This window comes from Nocardia sp. bgisy118 (assembly GCF_057708605.1).
Window position 1 is genome coordinate 262,592 of the sequence record NZ_JBYISM010000003.1, and the last position, 20,492, is coordinate 283,083.

Here is a 20,492-nt window from a genome sequence, read left to right on the forward strand (position 1 = left end):
CGGTTTATAGGATAGCCTCAGCTTACTTTCACGAAGGGTTCACCTCTCATGCGCGTCGTATCATTCGGCTTCCAGACCTGGGGTCGGCGGACCTTGCAGGCTCTGATCGACTCCCGGCACGAGGTCGTCCTCGCGGTCACCCATCCGGCGAGTGATCATTCGTACAAGGGGATCTGGGGCGACTCGGTCGAGGAGCTGGCGCGCGAGCGCGGCATTCCGGTGCACCTCACCGAGCGTGCCGACGCCGAGGCCATCGACCTGGTGAAGCGCGCCGAGCCCGACATCATCGTGGTCAACAGCTGGTACACCTGGATGCCCCCCGAGCTGTACACGCTGCCGCCGCACGGCACGCTGAACCTGCACGATTCGCTGCTGCCGAAATTCACCGGGTTCTCGCCGGTGCTGTGGGCGCTGATCAGCGGCGCCTCCGAGACCGGGCTGACCATCCATCGCATGGACGAGGGGCTGGACACCGGCGACATCATCGTGCAGAAGTCGCTGCCGATCGGCCCGGCCGCCACCGGCACCGAATTGGTGCTGGCCGGAATGGATCTGATCCCCGAGGCGCTGAACGAGGCCCTCGACGCGATCGACGCGGGCACCGCGGTGTGGCGTCCGCAGAACAAGGCCGAGCGCACCTTCTTCCACAAGCGATCCGATCGTGACAGCCGGATCGACTGGAGCTGGCCCGCCGTGGACCTGGAGCGCTTCGTGCGCGCGCTGTCCGCGCCCTACCCGCCTGCCTTCGCTCACTACCGGGGGCAGCGGGTGGAGGTGCTCGCGGCCACCGTGTCGGAGGGCTGCTACGGCGGCACGAACGGCCGCGTGGTGGTGCACGAGGACGGCGCGGCCGTGGTGTGCGGACCGGACGCATTCCGCGGGAACAACCGGGCGCTGACGATCACGCGGGTGCGCACCGCCGACGGCGTGGAACACGCTGCCGCCGAGTTCTTCGCGCGCGGTGGGTATCTGACCGACTCGCCGGAGTGATCTTCGCTACGTGATTGCGGGCCGCGAGACGAATCTCGCGGCCCGCACGTGTGTTCGGGCGCGGTTCCGCAGCGGGCCGCAGCTGTTCGTCCCGCCGGTTCCGTGGTCGTCATGTCGATCACGCCGCCGCCCGAACTTACCCTAGCCTTACATCAGTAAGGTTACCCTATGCTAACGTCGCTGAGTCAGCGTTGCCCGGCCCGTCGCCAGATCGACGGCGGCGCCGGGCGCCTGACGCAGCGATACCGTGATGCAGGAGCCGTGTAATGCCGAAAACCCTTGGGTGGATTCGCAAATTCCACAAGCCGAGCTCGGACTCGAGCCCGACATTGCTGATGTTCCCGCACGCGGGTAGCGGCGCCTCCGCCTACCGCACCTTCTCCAAGGTGCTCAGCGAGAATTTCGACGTCGTTGTCTTCCAATACCCCGGCCGTCAGGACCGGGCCGCCGAGCCGATGCCGGAGACCCTGCCCGAGGTGGCGGCCGGTGCGCTCGGCGCGTTCCTGGAGTCGGAATACCACCGCGGCGGTCCCATCACGGTCTTCGGGCACAGCATGGGCTCGATGGTCGGGTTCGAATTCGTCCGCCAAGCCGAGGCGGCGGGCATCGAGGTCGGCCTGTTCGGCGCCTCGGGCGCGGTCGCGCCGTTCCGCGTCGTCGACATGCCCCGGCATCCGACCGAGGACGAAGAGCTGCTCGATCATCTGGCCGCGCTCAACGGCACCGGCGCTGACGTGCTGTCCAGTCGCGAGATCATGCGCATGACGCTGCCCGCGCTCAAGGCCGACTACGCCGCCTTCGACCGCTACGTGTGCGAGCCCGAGGTCAAGCTGCGCGCCAGGCTGCACGTCATGGGCGGGTCCGACGACGAGCACGTCACGGCGCGGCACCTGCAGGACTGGGCGACGCACAGCGAGCAGGACATCACCGTCACCCTTTTCGACGGCGGACATTTCTATCTGAACGACCACGTGGACGGCATTGCTGAATTGCTGACGTCCGAAGTTCTTTCCGCGAGATAGTTCGCGAATTCGTACGTTAGGTTTGGCATGGCACGCGCTGTTTCGGGGGACGAAGATCATATTGTCATCGCCGGTATGGCGGTGGAGGCTCCGGGGGGCGTCGACAATCTGGACGATTTCTGGTCGGCACTCGCCGAATCACGGGAATTGATCGGGCCTTTCCCCCGGGATCGGGAATGGCCGCTGCGGGAAGTTTTCTCCTTGCACCGCACCGAAGGCTGGGGTTCGGTGCCCGACGCCGGTGGGTTCCTCACCGGGGCAACCGAATTCGATCCGCAATTCTTCGGGATCACGCCGCGCGAGGCGGTCGCCATGGATCCGCAGCAGCGGGTCGCGTTGCGGGTCGCCTGGCGCGCGCTCGAGCACGCGGGCATCAACCCCGGCGCACTGGCGGGTGACGAGGTGGGCTGCTTCATGGGCGCCTCGTTCATCGAATACGGACCGCGCGCGGCGGAAGTCAACGAGTACAACGGTTATCGCGCGGTCGGCACCGCGCTCGGCGCGGTCGCCGGACGCATCTCGCACGGTCTCGGCCTGGTCGGGCCGTCTGTCACGGTGGACACCGCGTGCGCGTCCTCGCTGACCGCCGTGCATCAGGCCGCCGCCGCGATCCGGTCCGGCGAATGCGACTGGGCGCTCGCGGGCGGTGTGTGCGTGATGGGTTCGCCCGGCGCGTTCTACGAATTCGCCAAGAACAACGCGCTGGCCATGGACGGTCACCTGCGCGCCTACTCCGCGAGCGCCACCGGGACCCTGTGGGGCGAGGGCGCGGGCGTCGTCGTGCTGGAACGCGAGTCGCGGGCGCGCGAGCTGGGCCACCGCGTGTACGCCAGGGTGCTGGCCACCAGGATCAACCACAACGGCAAGGGCGCGCCGATCACGGTGCCTAGCGCGCAGGCGCAAGAGGCGCTGGTGCGCAAGACGATCGACGCGGCGGGCATCGACCCGAGCCTGGTCGGACTCGTCGAGGGACACGGCACCGGAACGCCGGTGGGCGACCCGCTGGAGCTCACCGCGCTGTGCAACACCTACGGCGCCGATGCCGAGCGCGGGCCCCGGCTCGGCTCGGTGAAGACCAACATCGGCCACGCCCAAGCCGCGGCGGGCATGCTCGGGCTGATCAAGGTGCTCCTGTGCGGCGCCAACGGTCACATCGCCCCGACTCTGCACGCGGACGACCCGGCCCCCGGGGTGGATTGGAGCGCGACCGGCCTGCGGTTGGCTACCGAACTCGAACCGTGGGAAGCGCACGAGGGCTTCCGCTACGCCGCGGTCTCGTCGTTCGGCGTGGCGGGCACGAACGCGCACGCCATCCTGGCCATGCCGGTTCTGGAGGATATCGATGCCTGATTACCGTCTCCCCGACGGCGCCGTTCCGGTGCTGCTGTCCTCCGAGACCGCCGACGGGCTGCGCGCCGAAGCCGCGGCCGTGCTCGCTTACCTGGAGCGCCGCGCCAACGTGACGCCTGATGCCGTGGCGGACATGCTGTTCCGCACCAGGACCGCGCGCCGTCGTCGCGCGCTGGCGATGGTGCGCACTCGCGAGGACCTGCTCGACGCGCTGCGCGCCGTCGTCGCGGACGCGTCGCACCCGGCGGTGGTGAGCACCGTCGGTCTCGCCGCCCCGAGACGCATCGGTTTCGTCTTCCCCGGTCAGGGCAGCCAGCGACCCGGCATGGGGCGCTCGTACTACGAGGCGTCCCCCGAGTACCGCGCCGAGGTCGACGCCTGTGTCGAGATCCACGAGAAGCGCTACGGCCACATCGCGCCGCTGCACTACCTGCTCGGTCACGAGGGCGAATATCAGGACACGGTCTGGGAAGTGCAGCCCGCCTTGATGTTCCACATGTCCGGCTTGGCCGCCATGTGGCAGGCCTACGGGGTGCGGCCGGTCGCGACGATCGGTCACAGCCAGGGCGAGCTGGCCGCAGGCTGGGTGTCGGGCGTCATGACCCGGCGCGACGCGGTGCTGGCCGTCACCCACCGGGCGCGGTTCGTGGACGAGATCGTGTACCCCGAGCAGTACTCGATGGCCGTGCTCGGCATGGACCGCGAGAAGTGCGAGGCGCTGCTGGCCAGGCATTCCGGCTGGGCCGAGCTCGCCGTCGTGAACGCGCCGCACATCCTTGCCATCTCCGGCGACCAGGACACCGTCGCCGACATGGTGAAAATGGCCAACGCCGAGGGCAAGTTCGCCAAGGAGATCAAGGTCGCCTACCCGGCGCACACCACGTTCCTGATCAAGATCCGCAAGGAGATGGAGTCGGTGCTCGGCGACGAGATGAGCGCGCCGACCTTCTCGCCCACCGAGATCACTTGCTACGGGGGCACTCTCGGCGGACCGATCACTCCGGACATCACGCACCGGCAGTACTGGTACTGGAACCTGCGCAACCGGGTTCGCTTCGACCGCGCGGTCGTCGCCGCCACCGCCGAGGTCGACACCTTCATCGAGGTGGCCGAACACCCCACACTGCAACTGGCGTTGCAGGAGAACCTGGCCACCGTGCCGGACGACCCGGCCACCGGCCCGCGCGACTTCCAGGTGCTCGGCACCTCGCGGCGCACCGCGACCGGGCTGGAGGATTTCACCCGCAACCTCGCGACCCTCGCCGTGCACGACCTGAACTACGCGTGGGAGAGCCTGCGGGTGGCCGACTCCGCCGTCCGCCTTCCGCTGCCGAACTTCCCGCACACCCGGATGGCGTCGAAGCGGCTGTGGGCGCCGTACCGGTCCGCCGCGGAGACGGCCGGACCTGCCGAGGTCGCGCCGGTCCGCTTGGCGGAGAGCTGGACTCGGCTCTCCCGGCGCACGCTGACGCCGCCGCGCACGGTGGCGGTCGTCGACCGCGACGGCCGCTGCGCCGAACTGGCCACGGCGTTGCGTGCGCGCGCCGAGCGGCACGGCGCGACGGTGACGATGTTCGACGGTTCGCCCGTCGAACAGGCCGACACCGTCGTGGTGCTGCTGCCGCCGGGCAGCGCCGCCGACGAGGCGGCCGCGGTGGCCGAGTTCGCCGAGTTCGCCACCGACCAGGGCTGGCTCGCGGCGCTCGGCCCGCGGGTCACCGAGTGCTGGCTGGTGACGGCGGGTGCGGAAGCGGTGGGGGAGAACGAGATTCCCGCGCTCGCCGCCGCCGCGGCCGGTGCGGCCTTCCGCTGCGTCGCGCTGGAGCGCATCGGCGTCGCCTTCCGCCGCATCGACCTGCCCGCGGACTACCCGGCCCTGGAGCAGAAGCTGCCCGCCGACCGCATTCTGGAGGCGCTGCACCTCGCGGGCGAGCCCGACCTCGCGATGCGCGACGGCAAGCTGCACGCCAAGCGTCTCGTCGTTGCCGAGCAGGCGCAGGCCGTCGCCGCTCCCGACCTCGGCGAGGTGCTGATCCTCGGCGGCACCGGACACGTCGGCCTGGAGTTCTGCGCGCAGTTCGTCCGCGACGGCGCGGGCCGGATCACGCTGGTGAATCGCAGCGGCGAGACCACCGCGCTGACCGAGCGGCTGCGCGCCGTTCGCGCGCTCGGCGACACCGAGATCGACGTGCTGGCCTGCGATATCGGCGATCCCGCCGCCGTCGCCGAGCTGGCCGCCCGCTACGCGGATCGTCCGGTGACCCTGCTCGCGCACGCGGCCGTCGACTACGTGTACTCCGCCGCGACCGAGTCCGACGCCGCGGCCGTGGCGCAGGCCGCCGCGGCCAAGGTGGTCGGTTTCGGCGAGGTGCTGCGCGCCCTGCCGACGACGCCGACGGCCACCGTGCTGCTGTGCTCGTCTTTCGCCGCCACCCTCGGCGGCTGGGGTCAGGCGCTGTACGCGGGGACCAACCGCATGCTCGATGCCATGGCCTCCCGGTTGCGCGCCGAGGGCCGCGCGTGCACCTCGGTGCAGTGGGGTCTGTGGGTGCTGCCCGCGGAGGCGGACGCGGCGGTCGAGGCCAGGATCGAGGGCTCGGGTCTGCTGCCGATGGCGGCCGCCGACGCGGTGGCGGCCGGGCTGGCCGACACCTCCGCCAACAGCCTGGTGCTCGCGGCGGACTGGTCGAAGCTGCGTGGCGTCACCGAAACCGTCGGGCTCGAACCGGTTTTCGCCCCCGCGCTCGACGCGCTGGCGGAACTGGCTCCGGCTCCCGCGCCCGCGCCCGCCGCCGAGCCTGCGCAGGCCGAGACCGCCCCGGCCCCGGCTGTTTCCGCGCCGTCGGTTCCCGAAGCGGGCTTCGCCGAGCGCATTCGCAAGGAACTGGACCGCGTCATGCTCTCCGACGGCAGCGAGACCATCGACGGCTCGGTGCCGCTGGTTTCGCTGGGCATGGACTCGCTGCAAGCGCTCGATCTGCGCAAACGGCTCAAGGCCGAACTGAACCGCGACCTTCCGGTCGCTGCCATTCTCGGCGGCGCGTCCCTGGATGACGTCGTGTCGCTGATGTCCGAGAACAAAGGCTGAGGAGTCCGCTGGAATGTCGGAGACCACGCAGGCGCCCGAGCGCAAGGCGGCGCCCCCGCAGATCGAGGACGTGCTCGCCCTCAGCCCGTTGCAGGAGGGCCTGTTCTCGCTCGCCAAGCTGGCCGGTGACGACGACCTGTACAACATGCAGTTCGTGATCGAGGTCGCGGGCCCGGTCGACGTCGCGGTGCTGCGCCGCAGCGTCGAAGCGATCCTGCGTCGGCACGCCAACCTGCGCGCCGCGTTCTGGGACCGCGACCTGCCCAATCCGGTGCAGATCGTGCCCACCTCGGTGGAGCTGCCGTGGTTCGAAAGGACCGCCGACGAACGGGAACTCGAGGCGATCGTGGCCTCCGAGGCGCGTCACGGCTTCGACCTGTCCCGCGGCCCCGCGCTGCGCGTCGCGGTGGTCGCCCTGCCGGACGGATCGCGGCGGATGATCGTGACCGCCCACCACATCCTGATGGACGGCTGGTCGCTCGGCGTGTTCTTCCGCGAGCTGTTCGCGGTCTACGAGGCGGGCGGCTCGGTGGCCGCGCTGCCCGCGCCGCGCCCCTACCGCGACTACATCGGCTGGCTCGCCGCCCGCGACAACGAGGCCACCCTGCGCAGCTGGGCCGACTATCTCGACGACGTGGACCCGCTGATTCTCGCCGACCGCGCCGACGCGGCGGTGAACACGATCGTGCCGACCATCCACAAGGTGGCGCTCGATGGCGCCGACACCGATCGGGTGCAGCGCTGGGCCCGCGCGAACGGGCTGACCATGAACACGGTCGTCCAGTTCGCGTGGGCGATCGTGCTCGGCAGGCTGACCGACCGCAGCGACGTCGTCTTCGGCACCACGGTCTCCGGCAGGCCGGACGAGCTGGCCGGTGTCGAGACCATGATCGGCCTGTTCATCAACACCATCCCGGTGCGTATCCGGCTCGACGAGCTGGACGCCGCGGGCGGGGTGGCGCTCGGCTGCGCCCAGTTGCAGCGCGCGTCGGCGGCCATGCGCGACAACGGGTATCTGAGCCTGTCCGCCATCCAGCGCGCCACCGGGCGCGGCGCGCTGTTCGACACGCTGTTCGTCTACGAGAACGCGCCGGTCGCCGACGTACTCCAGGCGATAACCACCGCGGACGGCACCACCTTCCGGCCGACCGCGTCGGAGAGCCTCACGCACTACCCGCTGGCGGTCGTCTCCTACCTGCTCGACGGAGAACTCGCGGTGGTGGTGGAGGCCGTGGAGGCGGTCCTCGGCGAGATCTCGCCCGCCGACCTGGGTGCCCGCTTGGTGGAGGTGCTGCGCCAGCTGCCCGATATCGGTGACGCGGGCCAGGATTCGCTCGACGTGCTGCTGCCGGGGGAGCGGCCGCAGCCGCCCGCGGCCCCGGCCGACGACGTGCTCGGCGTGACTGTGCCGGAACTGTTCGCTCGCCAGGTGGCCGCGACACCGGACGCACTGGCGCTGAGCACCGAGGACGAACGATACACCTATCGCGAGCTGTCCGACGCCGCGCTACGCCTGGCCGGTGGGCTGTCCGCGCGCGGCATCGGCTCGGAAGACGTTGTCGCCCTGGCCATGCCGCGTTCGGCGGAATCGATCGTGGCGATCCTGGGCGTGCTGGCCGCAGGCGCGGCCTATGTGCCCGTCGACATCACGCTGCCCGCTGCTCGCATCGAATCGATTGTGCGTCAGTCGAACCCGCGCCTGATCCTGATCGACGGCGCGGGCATGCCCGCACTCGACGAGATCGAGGAGCTGCCGCCGGTCGAGGCGTTCGGCGCGGTCGTGACCGACTCCGCGGCCCTCACAGCCCCGGTGCCCGGGCACCCCGAGCAGCGCGCGTACCTGATCTTCACCTCCGGCTCGACCGGAGAACCCAAAGGCGTCATGGGCACCCACACCGCGCTGGCCTCCTACTTCGCCGACCACCGCGACCGGGTGTACCGGCCTGCGACGGTCCGGCTCGGCAGGCCGCTGCGGATCGCGCACGCCTGGTCGCTGAGCTTCGACGCGTCATGGCAGCCGATGATCGGCCTGCTCGACGGGCAGTCGATCCACCTGTTCGACTCCGAGGAGATGCGCGACGCGCACCGCCTGGTCGGCGGGATCGGCAGGCACGGCATCGACATGATCGACACCACGCCGTCGATGTTCGCCCAGCTGGCCGCCGCGGGTCTGGTGAACGAGCGCGGCGCGGATCTCGCGGTGCTCGCCCTCGGCGGCGAGGCCATCGGCGTCCCGCTGTGGAAGCAGTTGTGCGCCTTGCCGGACACGGCTGTGCACAACTGCTACGGCCCCACCGAGACCACGGTCGAAGCGGTGGTCGCCTCGGTGTCCGATCCGAAGGCGACGCCGACGATCGGTTCACCGACCACCGGAATGACCGGCTACGTCTTCGATTCCCGGCTGCGTCCGACGCCGCACGGCGTCATCGGCGAGCTGTACCTCTCCGGCGCTCAGCTGGCGCGCGGTTACGCGGGCAAGCCGGGCATCACCGCCGAGCGCTTCGTCGCCGACCCGTTCCGGCCCGGTCAGCGCATGTACCGCACCGGAGACCTGGTGCGGCGCTTGCCCTCCGGCGATCTCTCCTACTTCGGCCGCGCCGACGATCAGGTGAAGATCCGCGGCTACCGGATCGAGATCGGCGACATCGAGGCCGCGCTGCACGCGCTGCCCGGCGTGCGGGAGGCCGCGGTCCTGGTGCTGCGTCGCCCGAGCGGACCGGTGCTCGTCGGCTTCGCGGTCGGCGCGGAACTCGAATCCGCCCGGCTGCGTATCGAACTCGCCGACCGGCTGCCCGGCTACATGGTGCCGCACCGCATTCTCACGGTCGGCGGACTGCCGGTCACCAGCAACGGCAAGCTCGACGCGCGGCAGCTCGAGGCGCTGGCGAACGCCGCGCTGGACAGTGCGGCGGCGAGCACGGCGCCGACGTCCGACACCGAACGCGTGCTGTGCGCGACCGTCGCCGAACTCACCGGCGGCGCCGAACCCGGTATCGACGACCACTTGGTCGAGCTGGGTCTGGACAGCATCGTCGCCATCTCGCTGGTGAACGCCTTGCGCCGCAAGGGAATCGCCACGAGCCCGCGTGCGGTGCTCACCGCGGGATCGATCCGGGAACTCGCGGCGGCCATCGACGCGGGCGCGGGCGGCGAGCGGACCGGCGCCGTCGCCGAGTACGGCTCCGTCGGCCAGGTGCCGATCCTGTCCTGGATGCACGAGCACGGCAACTACCGCAGGCTGGCTCTGAACACCCTGCTGGAGCTGCCCGCCGACGTGGACGCCCCGCGTATGGAAGCGGTGCTCCAGTCCCTGCTCGACGGCCACGACATGCTGCGCGCCCGGTTCGTCGAGACCGCGGCCGGATACGACGTCGTCACCAGGGAGCCGGGTGTCGTGCGCGCCGCGGACATCCTGACCAGAATCGAAGCGGGACCGAACTTCCCGACGGAACTCGGCACGCGCGCCCAAGCGGTGGCCGACGAGATCGACCCGCTCACCGGCGATCTGGTGCGCGCGGTATGGTTCACCCGCGCCGACGGTCCCGGCCTGCTGCTGCTCAACATCCACCACCTCGCGGTGGACCCGGTCTCCTGGCACATCATCTGCGCGGACCTGGCCGCGGCCTGGGAACAGCTGTCGGCGGGCACGCCGGTGGCCGAACTCGCGCACCCGGTCGAGTACACCGCGTACCGCACCTGGGCCGAGCGGACCCGCGCTCGTGCGGGCAGCGCGGAGGTCGCGGCACAGCGCGATTACTGGGTCGGGCAGACCACCGCGCCGGACCCGGTGCTCGCCGCCCGGCGGCCGGACCCGAGCACAGACACCTGGTCCTCCTACCGGGTGCAGCCGCTGTTCACCGCGCCGGAGACGACCGCCGCGGTACTCGACGGGTTGACCGGTGCGCTCGGCGTCCGCGAATTCCTGCTCGCGGCGCTGACCATGGCCCTGGCCACCTGGCGCACGGAACGCGGCCAGGACGCCGCAGGGGGCGCGTACCTGGCGATGGAGGGCCACGGTCGCGAAGACCAGGTGCTCGGCGCCGACATCGACACCGCGCAGACGGTCGGCTGGTTCACCAGCGTCTTCCCGGCCCGCTTCGGCGCGGGCGCTGATGCCGTGGATGTGGCTGCCGCGGAACAGGATCCGGCCGCCGCACGGGCGCTGCTCGAGTCCGTCGCGGCGACGCTGGCCGCGGTGCCGAACAACGGCGTCGACTACGGCGTCCTGCGCTACTTCGCGGCCGACGCCGAGCTCGCCGCGGCTCCCGAGCCGCAGGTGCTGTTCGACTACCTCGGCCGGATGGACCTGGCCGTCGCGCGCAAGCCGTGGTCGCCGGTCCACGAGGTCGAGCTGTTCACCCAGCTGCCGACCGCACCCGAACCCGATTTCCCACTCCGGTACGCCATGGACGTCATCGCGGGCGTGCAGCCCACCGACGCCGGGCCGCAGCTGGTCACCCTGCTGCGGTGGAGCGATGCCCTGTTCACCGCCACCGAGGTCGCGCGGCTCGCCGACATCTGGCACGCCGCCGTCGCCGCGCTGGCGCGCGCCGTCGCGCCCGTCGCCGTCGGCGGATCGCCCGCGCAGGCCGTGTGAACCCGGAACCCCAAGCCCGTCAGTCGAATCGAAGGACCGCCATGTCAGAGGACATTCTCGAGCGTCGTAAGCAGTTGCTGCAGCGCCGGTTGCGCGACAACGCCGTGAAGGCGGCCGCGCCCGCACCGGTGCGCACCCGCGTCAGCGGCGAGCCGAGCCCGCTGTCGGACGCCCAGCGGCGCATGTGGTTCGTGCAGCGGCTCGACCCGGCCGACACCACGCTGAACGTGTGTGTCGCCTATCGGCTGACCGGAGCGCTGGACGCCGAGCGGCTGCGCGCGGCCTGCGCCACCGTCCTCGCGCGGCACGAGGTGCTGCGCACCACCTACGGCGTCGACGCGGACGGCGAGCCGTTCCAGGTGTCTCGCGACGACGCCGAATTGCTCTGGCAGGAACACGATCTCAGCGCGCTGCCGGAGGCGAGCCGGAACCTGCGTGTCGAGGTGCTCGCCCGCCGCGAGTTCGCGCGCCCCTTCGACCTGACCACCGACCTGCCGCTGCGCGCGACCCTGGCGCGCACCGCGTCCGACGAGCACGTGCTGATCCTGGTCGTGCACCACGTCGGCTGGGACGACGACTCGTGGCCGGTGTTCTTCGCCGAAGTCAACGCCGCCTACCGCGGCGAGGATCTGCCGGAGCCGCGCGCCCAGTACGTCGATGTCGAGGTCGGTGCGAGCAGCGGTTCGGAGGCCGATCTGGCCTGGTGGCGCGAGACTCTGACACCGCTGCCCGAACGCCTCGAACTACCGAACAAGGCGGCGGTGAGCAGCCCGTCCAAGAACGCCGACCGGCGCACCCGACCGCTCGCGCCGGAGCTGATGGCGCAGGTCACCGAGCTCGCGCGCGAGCACTCGGCCACACCGTTCATGGTGCTGCTCGCCGCGTTCGAGGCGCTGATCCACCGGTACACGGCCGCCACCGATTTCCTCGTCTCGGTGCCCGTGGTCAACCGCGGGGCGGGCGCGCAGGGCCTGATCGGCTACTTCGGCAACGCCGTGCTGGTGCGCGCCGATCTGGACGGGTCCGCCGATTTCGCCGCGCTGCTCGAGCAGACCCGCACCGCGTGCGTCGGCGCGTTCGGCCACCAGGGCGTCGGCATCGACCGCGTGGTCCGCGAGGTCGGCCCGGAGCGTGTCGCAGGCCGCGACGCCATGGCACAGCTGGTACAGCTCAGCTTCAGCGTGCGCGGCGAGGCCAACGGCTTCGACCTGGCCGGCGTCGAATCCGCCGAACTGCCGCTCGGCAGTGCGGTGGCCCAGGAGGAGCTGGGGCTGATGGTGGTGCTCGACAGCGCGGGCGCGCGGGTCGAGGCGACCTACCTGGTCGACGCGCTCGACCAGCACCTGGTCACGCAGTTCCTCGACCACTACGTCCAGCTGCTGGGCAGCGTCCTGCGCGATCCCGGAATGCGCCTGCGCGACATCGACATTCTCGGCGACGCCGACCGCGCCGAACTGCTGGCCCTCTCGCACGGCCCGCTCGTCCAGACGCCGGCGACCACCCTGGTCGCGATGCTCGAGGACCGTGTCGCCGCCGCGCCCGAGCACGTGGCGGTGGCCTCCGACGACATCGAGCTCACTTTCGACGCACTGAACCGCCGCGCGAACCGCTTGGCGCACTGGCTGATCGGCCGCGGCGTCGGCGCGGAAGACATCGTCGCGTTGCGCATGGCGACCTCCGTCGAGTTCATCCTCGCGTCCATCGCGGTGCTCAAGTCCGGTGCGGCCTACCTGCCGATCGACCCCGCATACCCGGCCGACCGCATCGAGTACCTGCTCTCCGACGCCCGGCCCACGCTGGCCCTCGATGTCGATGCACTCGCGGCAGCGGAAGCCGAGGCCGCCGACTTCCTCGACGCCAACCCGTCCGATACGGATCGCCGCGCGCCGCTGCACCCGTCGAACACGGCCTACGTCATCTACACCTCGGGCTCCACGGGCAAGCCCAAGGGCGTGCCGGTCCCGCACGAGGCCATCGCCGAGCACCTGATCGGCTTCAACGACGAGTGGGATCTCACCCCGCACGACCGGGTGCTGCAGTCGACCTCGGTGAGCTTCGACGCCTCCCTGCTGGACATCTTCGTCACGCTCACGGCTGGTGCGCGGGTCGTCGTGCCCAAGCCGAACGCCTACCGCGACATCCCCTACGTCGCGGATCTGGTCACCCGCCACGGCATTTCGGTGCTGCACATGGTGCCCTCGATGCTGGCCACGTTCCTGGTGCTGCCGGAGGTCAACGATTGGCGCACGCTGCGTCACGTCCCCGTCGGTGGCGAGGCGCTGCCCGGTGAGGTCGCCGACCGGTTCGCGACCCAGTTCGACGCGGAGCTGCGCAACCACTACGGCCCCACCGAGGCCGTCGTGTGCTCGACCCACATGCCGGTGGAGGGGCCGCAGGGCACGGGGATCGTGCCGATCGGCGTGCCGAACCAGAACGTGTACGCGTACCTGTTGGACAGTGCGCTGCAACTCGTGCCCAACGGCGTCGTCGGCGAGATCTACCTGGGTGGACGTCAGCTGGCCCGCGGCTACCTGCATCGGCCCGGCCTCAGCGCCGAGCGCTTCGTCGCCGACCCCTTCCTGCCCGGCGAACGGCTCTACCGCACCGGCGATCTGGCGCGCCGCAATGCCGGTGGCGAGATCGAATTCATCGGTCGCGCCGACGAGCAGGTCAAGGTGCGCGGGCATCGGATCGAACTCGGCGAGGTGGAGGCCACCGTCACCGATTACCCGGGCGCCGCGCACTGCGTCGTGATCGTGACCGAACACGAATCGCTCGGCCCGATCTTGGCCGGATACGTGGTGCCCGTGCCGGGCGTGGAACTCGACCTCGACGAGGTGCGCGCGTTCGTGGCCGCGCGTCTGCCGGAGTACATGGTGCCCGCGGCGCTCACCGTCATCGACGAGGTGCCGCTCACTGCGCACGGCAAACTCGACAAGCGGGCGCTGCCCACTCCCGAGCTCGCGGTGGCCCGCGCTTACCGGGAACCGAAGACGCCCACCGAGATTCGCGTCGCCGCGCTGTATGCCGCGCTCTTCACCCGGGACCGCATCGGCGCCGACGACTCGTTCTTCGAACTCGGCGGGCACTCGCTGCTCGCGGCCCGGCTGATCACCATGATCCGCGCCGAGTTCGGCATCGAGATCGATATGCGCGTGCCGTTCGACAAGCCGACCGTCGCCGGTCTCGCGACACACTTGGTGGCCTCGTTCCTCGATGAATTCGGCATCGACCTCGACGATCTCGACGACACCGAGGCGTCGGGCGCCGACCAAGCCGTCGCCGAGGCGCGCTCGGCGCGGCCGGAGCTTGTGCGCAGGGCGCGGCCCGAGCACATCCCGCTGTCGTACTCGCAGCGCGCGTACTGGTTGCAGCGGCGGATGGAGGGCTCGATCGACGGCGAGAACGTCACCTATCCGATCCGGCTCGAAGGACCACTCGACAGGGCCGCGCTGTTCGCCGCGATCGATGACGTTGTGGCCCGCCACGAATCGCTGCGCACCACCTTCCCCGAGCACGAGGGCACGCCGTATCAGCTCGTGCACCCGTTCGAGCACGTCGAGGTCTCGGTGCTGGATCTCGACGGCAGCGAGGCCGCGCTCGACGCGGAACTGTCCATCGACGCCGAGTACGTCTTCGATCTGCAAGCGGAGCCGCTGCTGCGGCTGCGGCTGCTGGCGCTGGATCCGGGTACACACGTGTTGTCGATCCTGATGCACCACATCATCGCCGACCGCCGGTCCTGCCAGATCTTCGTCGACGACCTCACCGCGGCCTACCGCGCCAGGGCGCGTGGCGCGGCTCCGGACTGGCCGGAACTCGCCATTCAGTTCCCAGATTTCGCGATGTGGCAGCGCGAGGTCTTCGACCGAGGACCCGACCGCGCGGTGAGTGACCTCGGTCAGTCGCAATTGGACTACTGGCGCGAGGCGCTGGCCGGACTGCCGGACGAGATCGCCGTCGGACACGACCATCCGCGACCACAGGTGCTGGGGCGCAACGGCATCGCCACGGTGCGCACCGTGCCCGCCGCGATCTGGGAGAAGGCCAGGGCAACAGCCGAGGCGGCGGGCGCTACGGAGTTCATGCTCTGCCAAGCGGTGGGCGCGGTGACGCTGAACGCGCTCGGCGCCGGTGACGACCTCGCCATCGGCGCGGCCGTCGCCAACCGCATCGGAGAAGCGACCGACGACCTGATCGGTCTGTTCGCCAACGTGGTCGTGCTGCGCAACGACGTCTCGGGCGACCCGACCCCGCGGGTCGTGCTGGACCGGGTGCGCGACGCGGCGCTGGACGCGATCAGCCGCCAAGGCGTGCCGTTCGAGCGACTGGTCGAGACCATCAACCCGCCGCGCTCGCTCGCGCGAAACCCGTTGTTCCAGGCGATGATGCACGTAAGGCACCGGCAGGCGCCGGTCGCGTTCAGCGAGGACGGCTCCACAACGGTGCGCGACATCGCCAAGTTCTACGACGTGTCGTTCATGGACTTCCACTTCGACTACACCGTGGACACCACCGGCGACCTGATCGCGCGCGTCGTGGTCAATCCCGACCTGTACGAGGCGGCGACCGGCGAAATCTTCGCCGACGTGCTCACGCGGGTGCTCGAGGCGTTCGCCGAGCGGCCCGACCGGGCGCTCACCGAGCTGGATGTGCTGGCAGGACAGTGGGACCCGGCCAGGTCGGTGGTGCACATGACGCCAGCGGCCGCTCGGTTCACCGACGGGGAGAGCGAAGCGCCACAGACCGACACCGAGCGCACCCTGATCGCCATCCTCGAGGAACTGCTGGAGATCACCGACGTCGGTCGCGACGACGGCTTCTTCGGCCTCGGCGGCGACAGCGTCATCGCCATCCAGTGGGCGGCGCGAGCGGGCGAGGCGGGTCTGCCGCTGACTCCGCAGTTGGTGTTCGAGTACTTCACCATCGCCGAACTGGCCGCCGCCGTGGACGATGCCGCAGCGAACCCGCCCGCCGAGGACGAGCACCGGCACGAGGCGATGTCGGTGTCCGGCCTGGATCAGGACGCCCTCGCCGCGCTGCAGAACTCCTGGGCGGCGCAGAACTGACGCGGACCGGTCGGCCGACCTGCGATCGGCCGACCGGGGTGTGCAACATGGGGAACGACCGATAGCGTCGGTGCCGATGAATTCCGCCACGACAGCAGCCGCGCCCATCCCCGCCGACCACGTGCGGGGCTGGGTGGAGGCGTCGTGACGGCGCAAACCGCGGCGGGGTGCCGACCGTGAGCGGGGCCGCGCCGATGTGGTTGATGGTTCCGGTGTTCGTGCTGCAAGTCGCGGTCACCGTCGGTCGATGGCTGCTGGTGAACGAGACCCCCGCCGACAAACTCATCAACCGGGCGTTGAGTTTCAGCGCGGTGTGCGTGTTCGCCGCGCTGTGGGATACCGATCTGAGTGCCGACGGCTACCCGAGCCGGGTCTTCCTCGTCTGCGGTGTGCTGGCTTTGGCCAGTGTGTACGGTCTGGCCGAATTGTTCGACAACGCCGAACCCGCGACGGTCCGCCGCAGGCAGTGGGGCTACGACGTGTTCGCGGTGAGCGGCGCGGGGGTGCTGTTGCTCGGCGACGGTCTCGCCGCGCCCGCGACCTGGTGGCGGACCCTGCTCTGGGTCGGTGTCTTCCAGCTGCCGATGGCCGGGGCGGGGGTACGCACCATGCGCGCGTGCCTGCGCGAAATGCCGCGCGCGAGTTCGCGGCGCGAGCGGGTTGCCTACTCGGCGTTGATGGCGACCGCCGCCTATTGGTGCGCCGCCGCCCTTTTCGCCGCGACCACAGCGATCGTCAGCGGCCTCACCTATCCCACCGAATGGACCGTGACCTCGTGTCTGGTCTACCTGTTCGTCACCTTGCTCACGGCCGTGCCGCTGGTCCGAGCCGTAGGCGTGCGCAGCGGACTCGACCGCACCGGGCGGGAACTACGCACTCTGCGCCCGCTCTGGCGGGACCTCACGACCGCCGTTCCGGAAGTCGTGCTGCGCCCCGCGGCCGGACGGATCACCGAACCGGACTCGCGCCTCTACCGCATGGTCGTCGAGACCAGGGACGCGCTACAGCACCTGCGGATGTACATGCCGCGCAACGATTCCGGCGAGCTCGGCATCGCGGCCTACGCGCGCCGGATCGCGCAAGCGGTCGACGCCAAGGCAGCCGGGGTCGCGCCCTCCACGGAACGGGCGAGGGAGAATCCGTACGCGGGCCAGGATCTGGACGCCGAACTCGGACACCTGCTCGAGCTGGCCAGAGCCTGGCCGGGCGCGGTCAGCGAGCCCGGGCGGGTGAACCGACGATGACGCTGCCGACGTTGCATTCCTCGAGCTCGTTCACGCCCGCGGCGGACACGAACGCGGCGGTGTCGCTGAAGCCCTGCGCGCACGCGCCGAGGCCCATCGCGGTGGCCGCGAGATACACCGTCTGCATCAGCACGCCGACGTGCTTGAGGATGCTCGCGTAGGCGACCTGCTCGTAGGTCCACATCACCCGCCCCGAACGCGCGGCCATCAGCAGCACCAGCTGCGGTTCGCCGCCGTCGACCAGCGTGGCCGAGGTGGAGCGGATCAGCTTCTGCACGGCGGGCGAGTCGCTGGGGGCGACGGGACGCAGCACGTGGTCGAACGAATCGTAGTGGTACATCCCGGGTTCCAGACCCGCGACGTTGCGCACGATCGGGTACAGCTCCAGCTCGTACACGCTGCCGCCCGACGGATACGGGCGCGAGGTGAGCTCCTCGCCCTCGGCGACCTGGCGGACCGAGCGGGTGCGGGCGGTGCGATACAACAGCTCGGCGAGTTGATCGACGGTCATCGGCGCCGCGTCGTCGAAATCGCGGCAGGAGACGCGATCTTCGAGCACGTCGGTGAGGCTGGGGTCGGCGATGCGCAGCTTGTCCAGGTCGGGCTTCGCGAGCGGGACCGCCGCGCCGGGGTAGTCCGGCTTGCGCGCGGGCGGTTGCGGGAAGGACGGCTTGCCCCACTTGGTCGGGCCGAAGTGCTCCCAGGTGACGGTGCGCGGACCGAGCGTGCTGCGGCGGTGGAACCACAGGTCGGGCGCGCTCCAGCTGCGGGTGGCGAACTCGCGTTCCTCGGCGGCCGGATCGGCGACCAGGAAACCGCACCAGTGCAGGTCGTCGGCGAGCTGGGACTTGATCGCGATCGGCAGTGTGGAGTCGGCCGCGCCGGGGCCGTCGAGCAGGCTGAGCAAGCGCGGGTCGTGGATGCGCAGATCGCACCAGGCCAGCGGATGCTCCAGCACGAAGCCCTGTGAGTCGCGGTGCAGTACAGCGAATTTCGACAGGGTCGCCGACCACGGCAGCGACGTCTTCGGCCGGGCGGGCGGGTCGGTGAAGGGCCGGATGGTGTAGAGGTCGCGGCCGCCGTCGCGCACGGTCACCGACAGCCAGCCGCCGTCGGTCAGGCGCTCCACCAGCTCGCCGACCCCGGCGCCGCCGCCCGTGCCCGCCATCTCGCCGAGGGTGGACGGGCCCTGGTTCAGCGTCTTCAGCGCCTGCACCTGGTCCGCGCCGAGGCCGGTGAGCTTCTGGTTGTTCGGCGGATTCAACAGCACCGCGCCTGTGGGCACGGTGACGCAGGTGACGCCGTCGCGCAGGGCGAACCGGGTCTGGTCGGGGTAGGTGGTGACGGCGGGCACCGGGAAACTCCTCTTGCTTCTTGCTTTTCGCTTACTTCGCGACGTTGGCCAGCGCGGGCGACAGCTTGTCCAGGATGAACGGGATGGACAGCACGGTCGGCTGGTTGATCCCGGTGATCTCCTGCGTGGTCAGAAAGACGACCGCGTTCTTCTTCACCGCGGGCAGCTCCGCGTAACCGGGCAGCTGGCGCCACTTTTCGTCCATGCCCGCCGAGTAGCCCGCGAGCAACAGGTCGGCGGTGAGCTCGTTGACGCGCTCCGGCGACAGCGCGACGCGGCCCTGGTTGGCGGGCAGGTCGACGAGGTTCTTCGGGATGCCGAGGCCGAGCTGGGCGAACACCTTGCTGGATCCGTCGTTCGGGTCGTTGAGCACCATCAGCTGGGTCATGCTGGCCAGCCAGGTGCTGGCGAAGGTCTTGCCCTTCAGGCCGGGGTTGGCCGTGGTGATGCCCGCGATCTTGTCGTTCACGCCGGCGATGAGCTCGGTCGCCTCGTCCTGCTTGTGCAGCACCTTGCCGAGCGTGGTGACCAGGTCCTGCCAGGGCGTGACGATCTCCTTGCTCAGGCCGGGCAGGGTCGGCGCGACCTTGGAGAACTCGTCGTAGTTCTTCTGGTCGGCGATGAAGGAGTCGGCCAGGATCAGGTCCGGTTCCAGCGCGGCGACCTGTTCGGCCAGATTGCCCGTGGTGCTCAGCGGTTTCGCGGCCTCGCCGATCTTGGGCTGCCACGGCGGCGCACCCTTGCCGAGCACGGCGACGTTGTCGATGTAAGCGGCGGGCGTCACGCCGAGCGCGATGCTGGTGTCGAGCCACTGGTTGCCGAGCACCACGATCTTCTTCGGCACCCCGGTGATGGTGGTCTCGCCCCTGACGTGGCTGACGGTGATCGACTCGCCGTCACCGCTCGCCGCGTCGCTCGACGATCCGCACGCGGTGACGCCGAGGGCCATGGCGCCGGCCAGCACGGCCACCGCCGCCCGCGCCCAACCGCGGGAAGCCCGCACAGACCTCATCGTTGAACCCTCCTTCACCGAGGAACTCCTCGATCGGCCCTCCCGAGCCACCAGATTAAGTCAGCCAAGCCTAACCTATCCATATCTCGGAACAGCCCCGGTCGCGTTGACCGAGGCCGCCGCCGGCCCGGGTACGCTGCGCGCATGTCGGAGCATCTGCCGCACGAGATGACCGAAGAGCAGTACCGACGGCTGCCGGAGAACATCGCCTGCGAGATCGAAGTGGTGCACGGGCATGTGATCGTCTGCGAGTCGCCGGTGCCCGAACACAATCGAGTTGCGCGGCGGCTGGCGAGCGCCATGGAGCAGCTGCCGAGTACCGAGCCGTGCATTCGGGCCGAGACCGATATCGATGTCGTGCTGTGGAGAGTCCCGAAGTTCACGTTCCGTCGGCCGGACGTCACGGTCTACCGCTGCCTGCCCGAACGGGGCGCCAAACCGGAGGCCTCGGACGCACTGATTGTGGTCGAGGTGTCCTCGCCCTCGACCGCGGCCGAGGACTTGCTCGACAAGAAGGCTCAGTACGCCCGGGTGGGAATCCCTCTGTACCTGGTGGTTTCACTCGATACCAAGTACGAGATCGAGGAAGTGCGCGAGTTCCGGCTCGACGCGTACGCGGGGAGTACCGCTTGCACCGGCTGCACCGAGAAGGCTTCCTCGAGCTGGAGCACGTTATCGTCGGAGAAATCAGCTTCGCCGACCTGGTCCGCTGATGAAGGTCGGGGCGACCGGTCCTGGTGGATGTCGGCGCCGGGCCGATAGGGTA

10 protein-coding genes are annotated in these 20,492 nt (G+C 70.2%); 8 read left to right on the plus strand and 2 right to left on the minus strand.

Annotated elements, in window-relative coordinates:
* Window positions 1-48 precede the first annotated feature (48 nt).
* From AC3EO7_RS05375 to AC3EO7_RS05405, 7 genes are all read left to right on the plus strand, one after another.
* Window positions 49-990 (plus strand): methionyl-tRNA formyltransferase, encoded by a 942-nt coding sequence (locus AC3EO7_RS05375; RefSeq protein WP_435590581.1) that lies wholly within the window; start codon window positions 49-51, stop codon window positions 988-990.
* Between the two features lie 266 nt (window positions 991-1,256).
* Window positions 1,257-2,012 (plus strand): thioesterase II family protein, encoded by a 756-nt coding sequence (locus AC3EO7_RS05380; RefSeq protein WP_431964011.1) that lies wholly within the window; start codon window positions 1,257-1,259, stop codon window positions 2,010-2,012.
* 27 nt (window positions 2,013-2,039) lie between these two features.
* Complete coding sequence (locus AC3EO7_RS05385; protein WP_431964013.1) at window positions 2,040-3,362, plus strand: beta-ketoacyl [acyl carrier protein] synthase domain-containing protein; 1,323 nt, start codon at window positions 2,040-2,042, stop codon at window positions 3,360-3,362.
* Complete coding sequence (gene nbtC / locus AC3EO7_RS05390; protein ID WP_435590582.1) at window positions 3,355-6,450, plus strand: nocobactin polyketide synthase NbtC; 3,096 nt, start codon at window positions 3,355-3,357, stop codon at window positions 6,448-6,450. Before AC3EO7_RS05385 ends, nbtC begins: the two co-directional genes overlap by 8 nt.
* Before the next feature lie 13 nt (window positions 6,451-6,463).
* The gene (locus tag AC3EO7_RS05395; protein ID WP_435590583.1) at window positions 6,464-11,047 is read left to right on the plus strand and encodes an amino acid adenylation domain-containing protein; all 4,584 of its coding nucleotides are present in this window, start codon (window positions 6,464-6,466) and stop codon (window positions 11,045-11,047) included.
* A gap of 41 nt (window positions 11,048-11,088) precedes the next feature.
* On the plus strand, window positions 11,089-16,116 hold the full coding sequence (locus AC3EO7_RS05400; protein WP_435590584.1) for an amino acid adenylation domain-containing protein: 5,028 nt from the start codon (window positions 11,089-11,091) through the stop codon (window positions 16,114-16,116).
* Between the two features lie 176 nt (window positions 16,117-16,292).
* Window positions 16,293-17,360 (plus strand): MAB_1171c family putative transporter, encoded by a 1,068-nt coding sequence (locus tag AC3EO7_RS05405; RefSeq protein ID WP_435590585.1) that lies wholly within the window; start codon window positions 16,293-16,295, stop codon window positions 17,358-17,360.
* Here the strand turns inward: AC3EO7_RS05405 and AC3EO7_RS05410 are convergent.
* Together AC3EO7_RS05410 and AC3EO7_RS05415 are read right to left on the minus strand one after the other, a co-directional pair.
* On the minus strand, window positions 17,329-18,714 hold the full coding sequence (locus AC3EO7_RS05410) for a SagB family peptide dehydrogenase (RefSeq protein ID WP_435590586.1): 1,386 nt from the start codon (window positions 18,712-18,714) through the stop codon (window positions 17,329-17,331). The two genes, AC3EO7_RS05405 and AC3EO7_RS05410, sit on opposite strands and share 32 nt — an antisense overlap.
* A 31-nt stretch (window positions 18,715-18,745) precedes the next feature.
* Window positions 18,746-19,726 carry an ABC transporter substrate-binding protein gene (locus tag AC3EO7_RS05415; protein ID WP_431964025.1) on the minus strand — a complete coding sequence of 327 codons (981 nt, stop codon included), beginning with the start codon at window positions 19,724-19,726 and terminating at the stop codon, window positions 18,746-18,748.
* A 144-nt stretch (window positions 19,727-19,870) separates the two neighbouring features.
* On the opposite strand from AC3EO7_RS05415, the gene AC3EO7_RS05420 reads away from it, so the two are divergent.
* Window positions 19,871-20,488 (plus strand): Uma2 family endonuclease, encoded by a 618-nt coding sequence (locus AC3EO7_RS05420; RefSeq protein WP_435590587.1) that lies wholly within the window; start codon window positions 19,871-19,873, stop codon window positions 20,486-20,488.
* The last annotated feature ends 4 nt before the right edge of the window (window positions 20,489-20,492 follow it).

What these genes read in the sequence shown, in the direction of transcription:
- AC3EO7_RS05385 (WP_431964013.1), top strand. Translation starts at nt 2,040, where the DNA reads ATGGCACGCGCTGTTTCGGGGGACGAAGATCATATTGTCATCGCCGGT.
- AC3EO7_RS05380 (WP_431964011.1), top strand. Translation starts at nt 1,257, where the DNA reads ATGCCGAAAACCCTTGGGTGGATTCGCAAATTCCACAAGCCGAGCTCG.
- AC3EO7_RS05420 (WP_435590587.1), top strand. Translation starts at nt 19,871, where the DNA reads ATGTCGGAGCATCTGCCGCACGAGATGACCGAAGAGCAGTACCGACGG.
- AC3EO7_RS05400 (WP_435590584.1), top strand. Translation starts at nt 11,089, where the DNA reads ATGTCAGAGGACATTCTCGAGCGTCGTAAGCAGTTGCTGCAGCGCCGG.
- AC3EO7_RS05395 (WP_435590583.1), top strand. Translation starts at nt 6,464, where the DNA reads ATGTCGGAGACCACGCAGGCGCCCGAGCGCAAGGCGGCGCCCCCGCAG.
- nbtC (WP_435590582.1), top strand. Translation starts at nt 3,355, where the DNA reads ATGCCTGATTACCGTCTCCCCGACGGCGCCGTTCCGGTGCTGCTGTCC.
- AC3EO7_RS05415 (WP_431964025.1), bottom strand. Translation starts at nt 19,726, where the DNA reads ATGAGGTCTGTGCGGGCTTCCCGCGGTTGGGCGCGGGCGGCGGTGGCC.
- AC3EO7_RS05375 (WP_435590581.1), top strand. Translation starts at nt 49, where the DNA reads ATGCGCGTCGTATCATTCGGCTTCCAGACCTGGGGTCGGCGGACCTTG.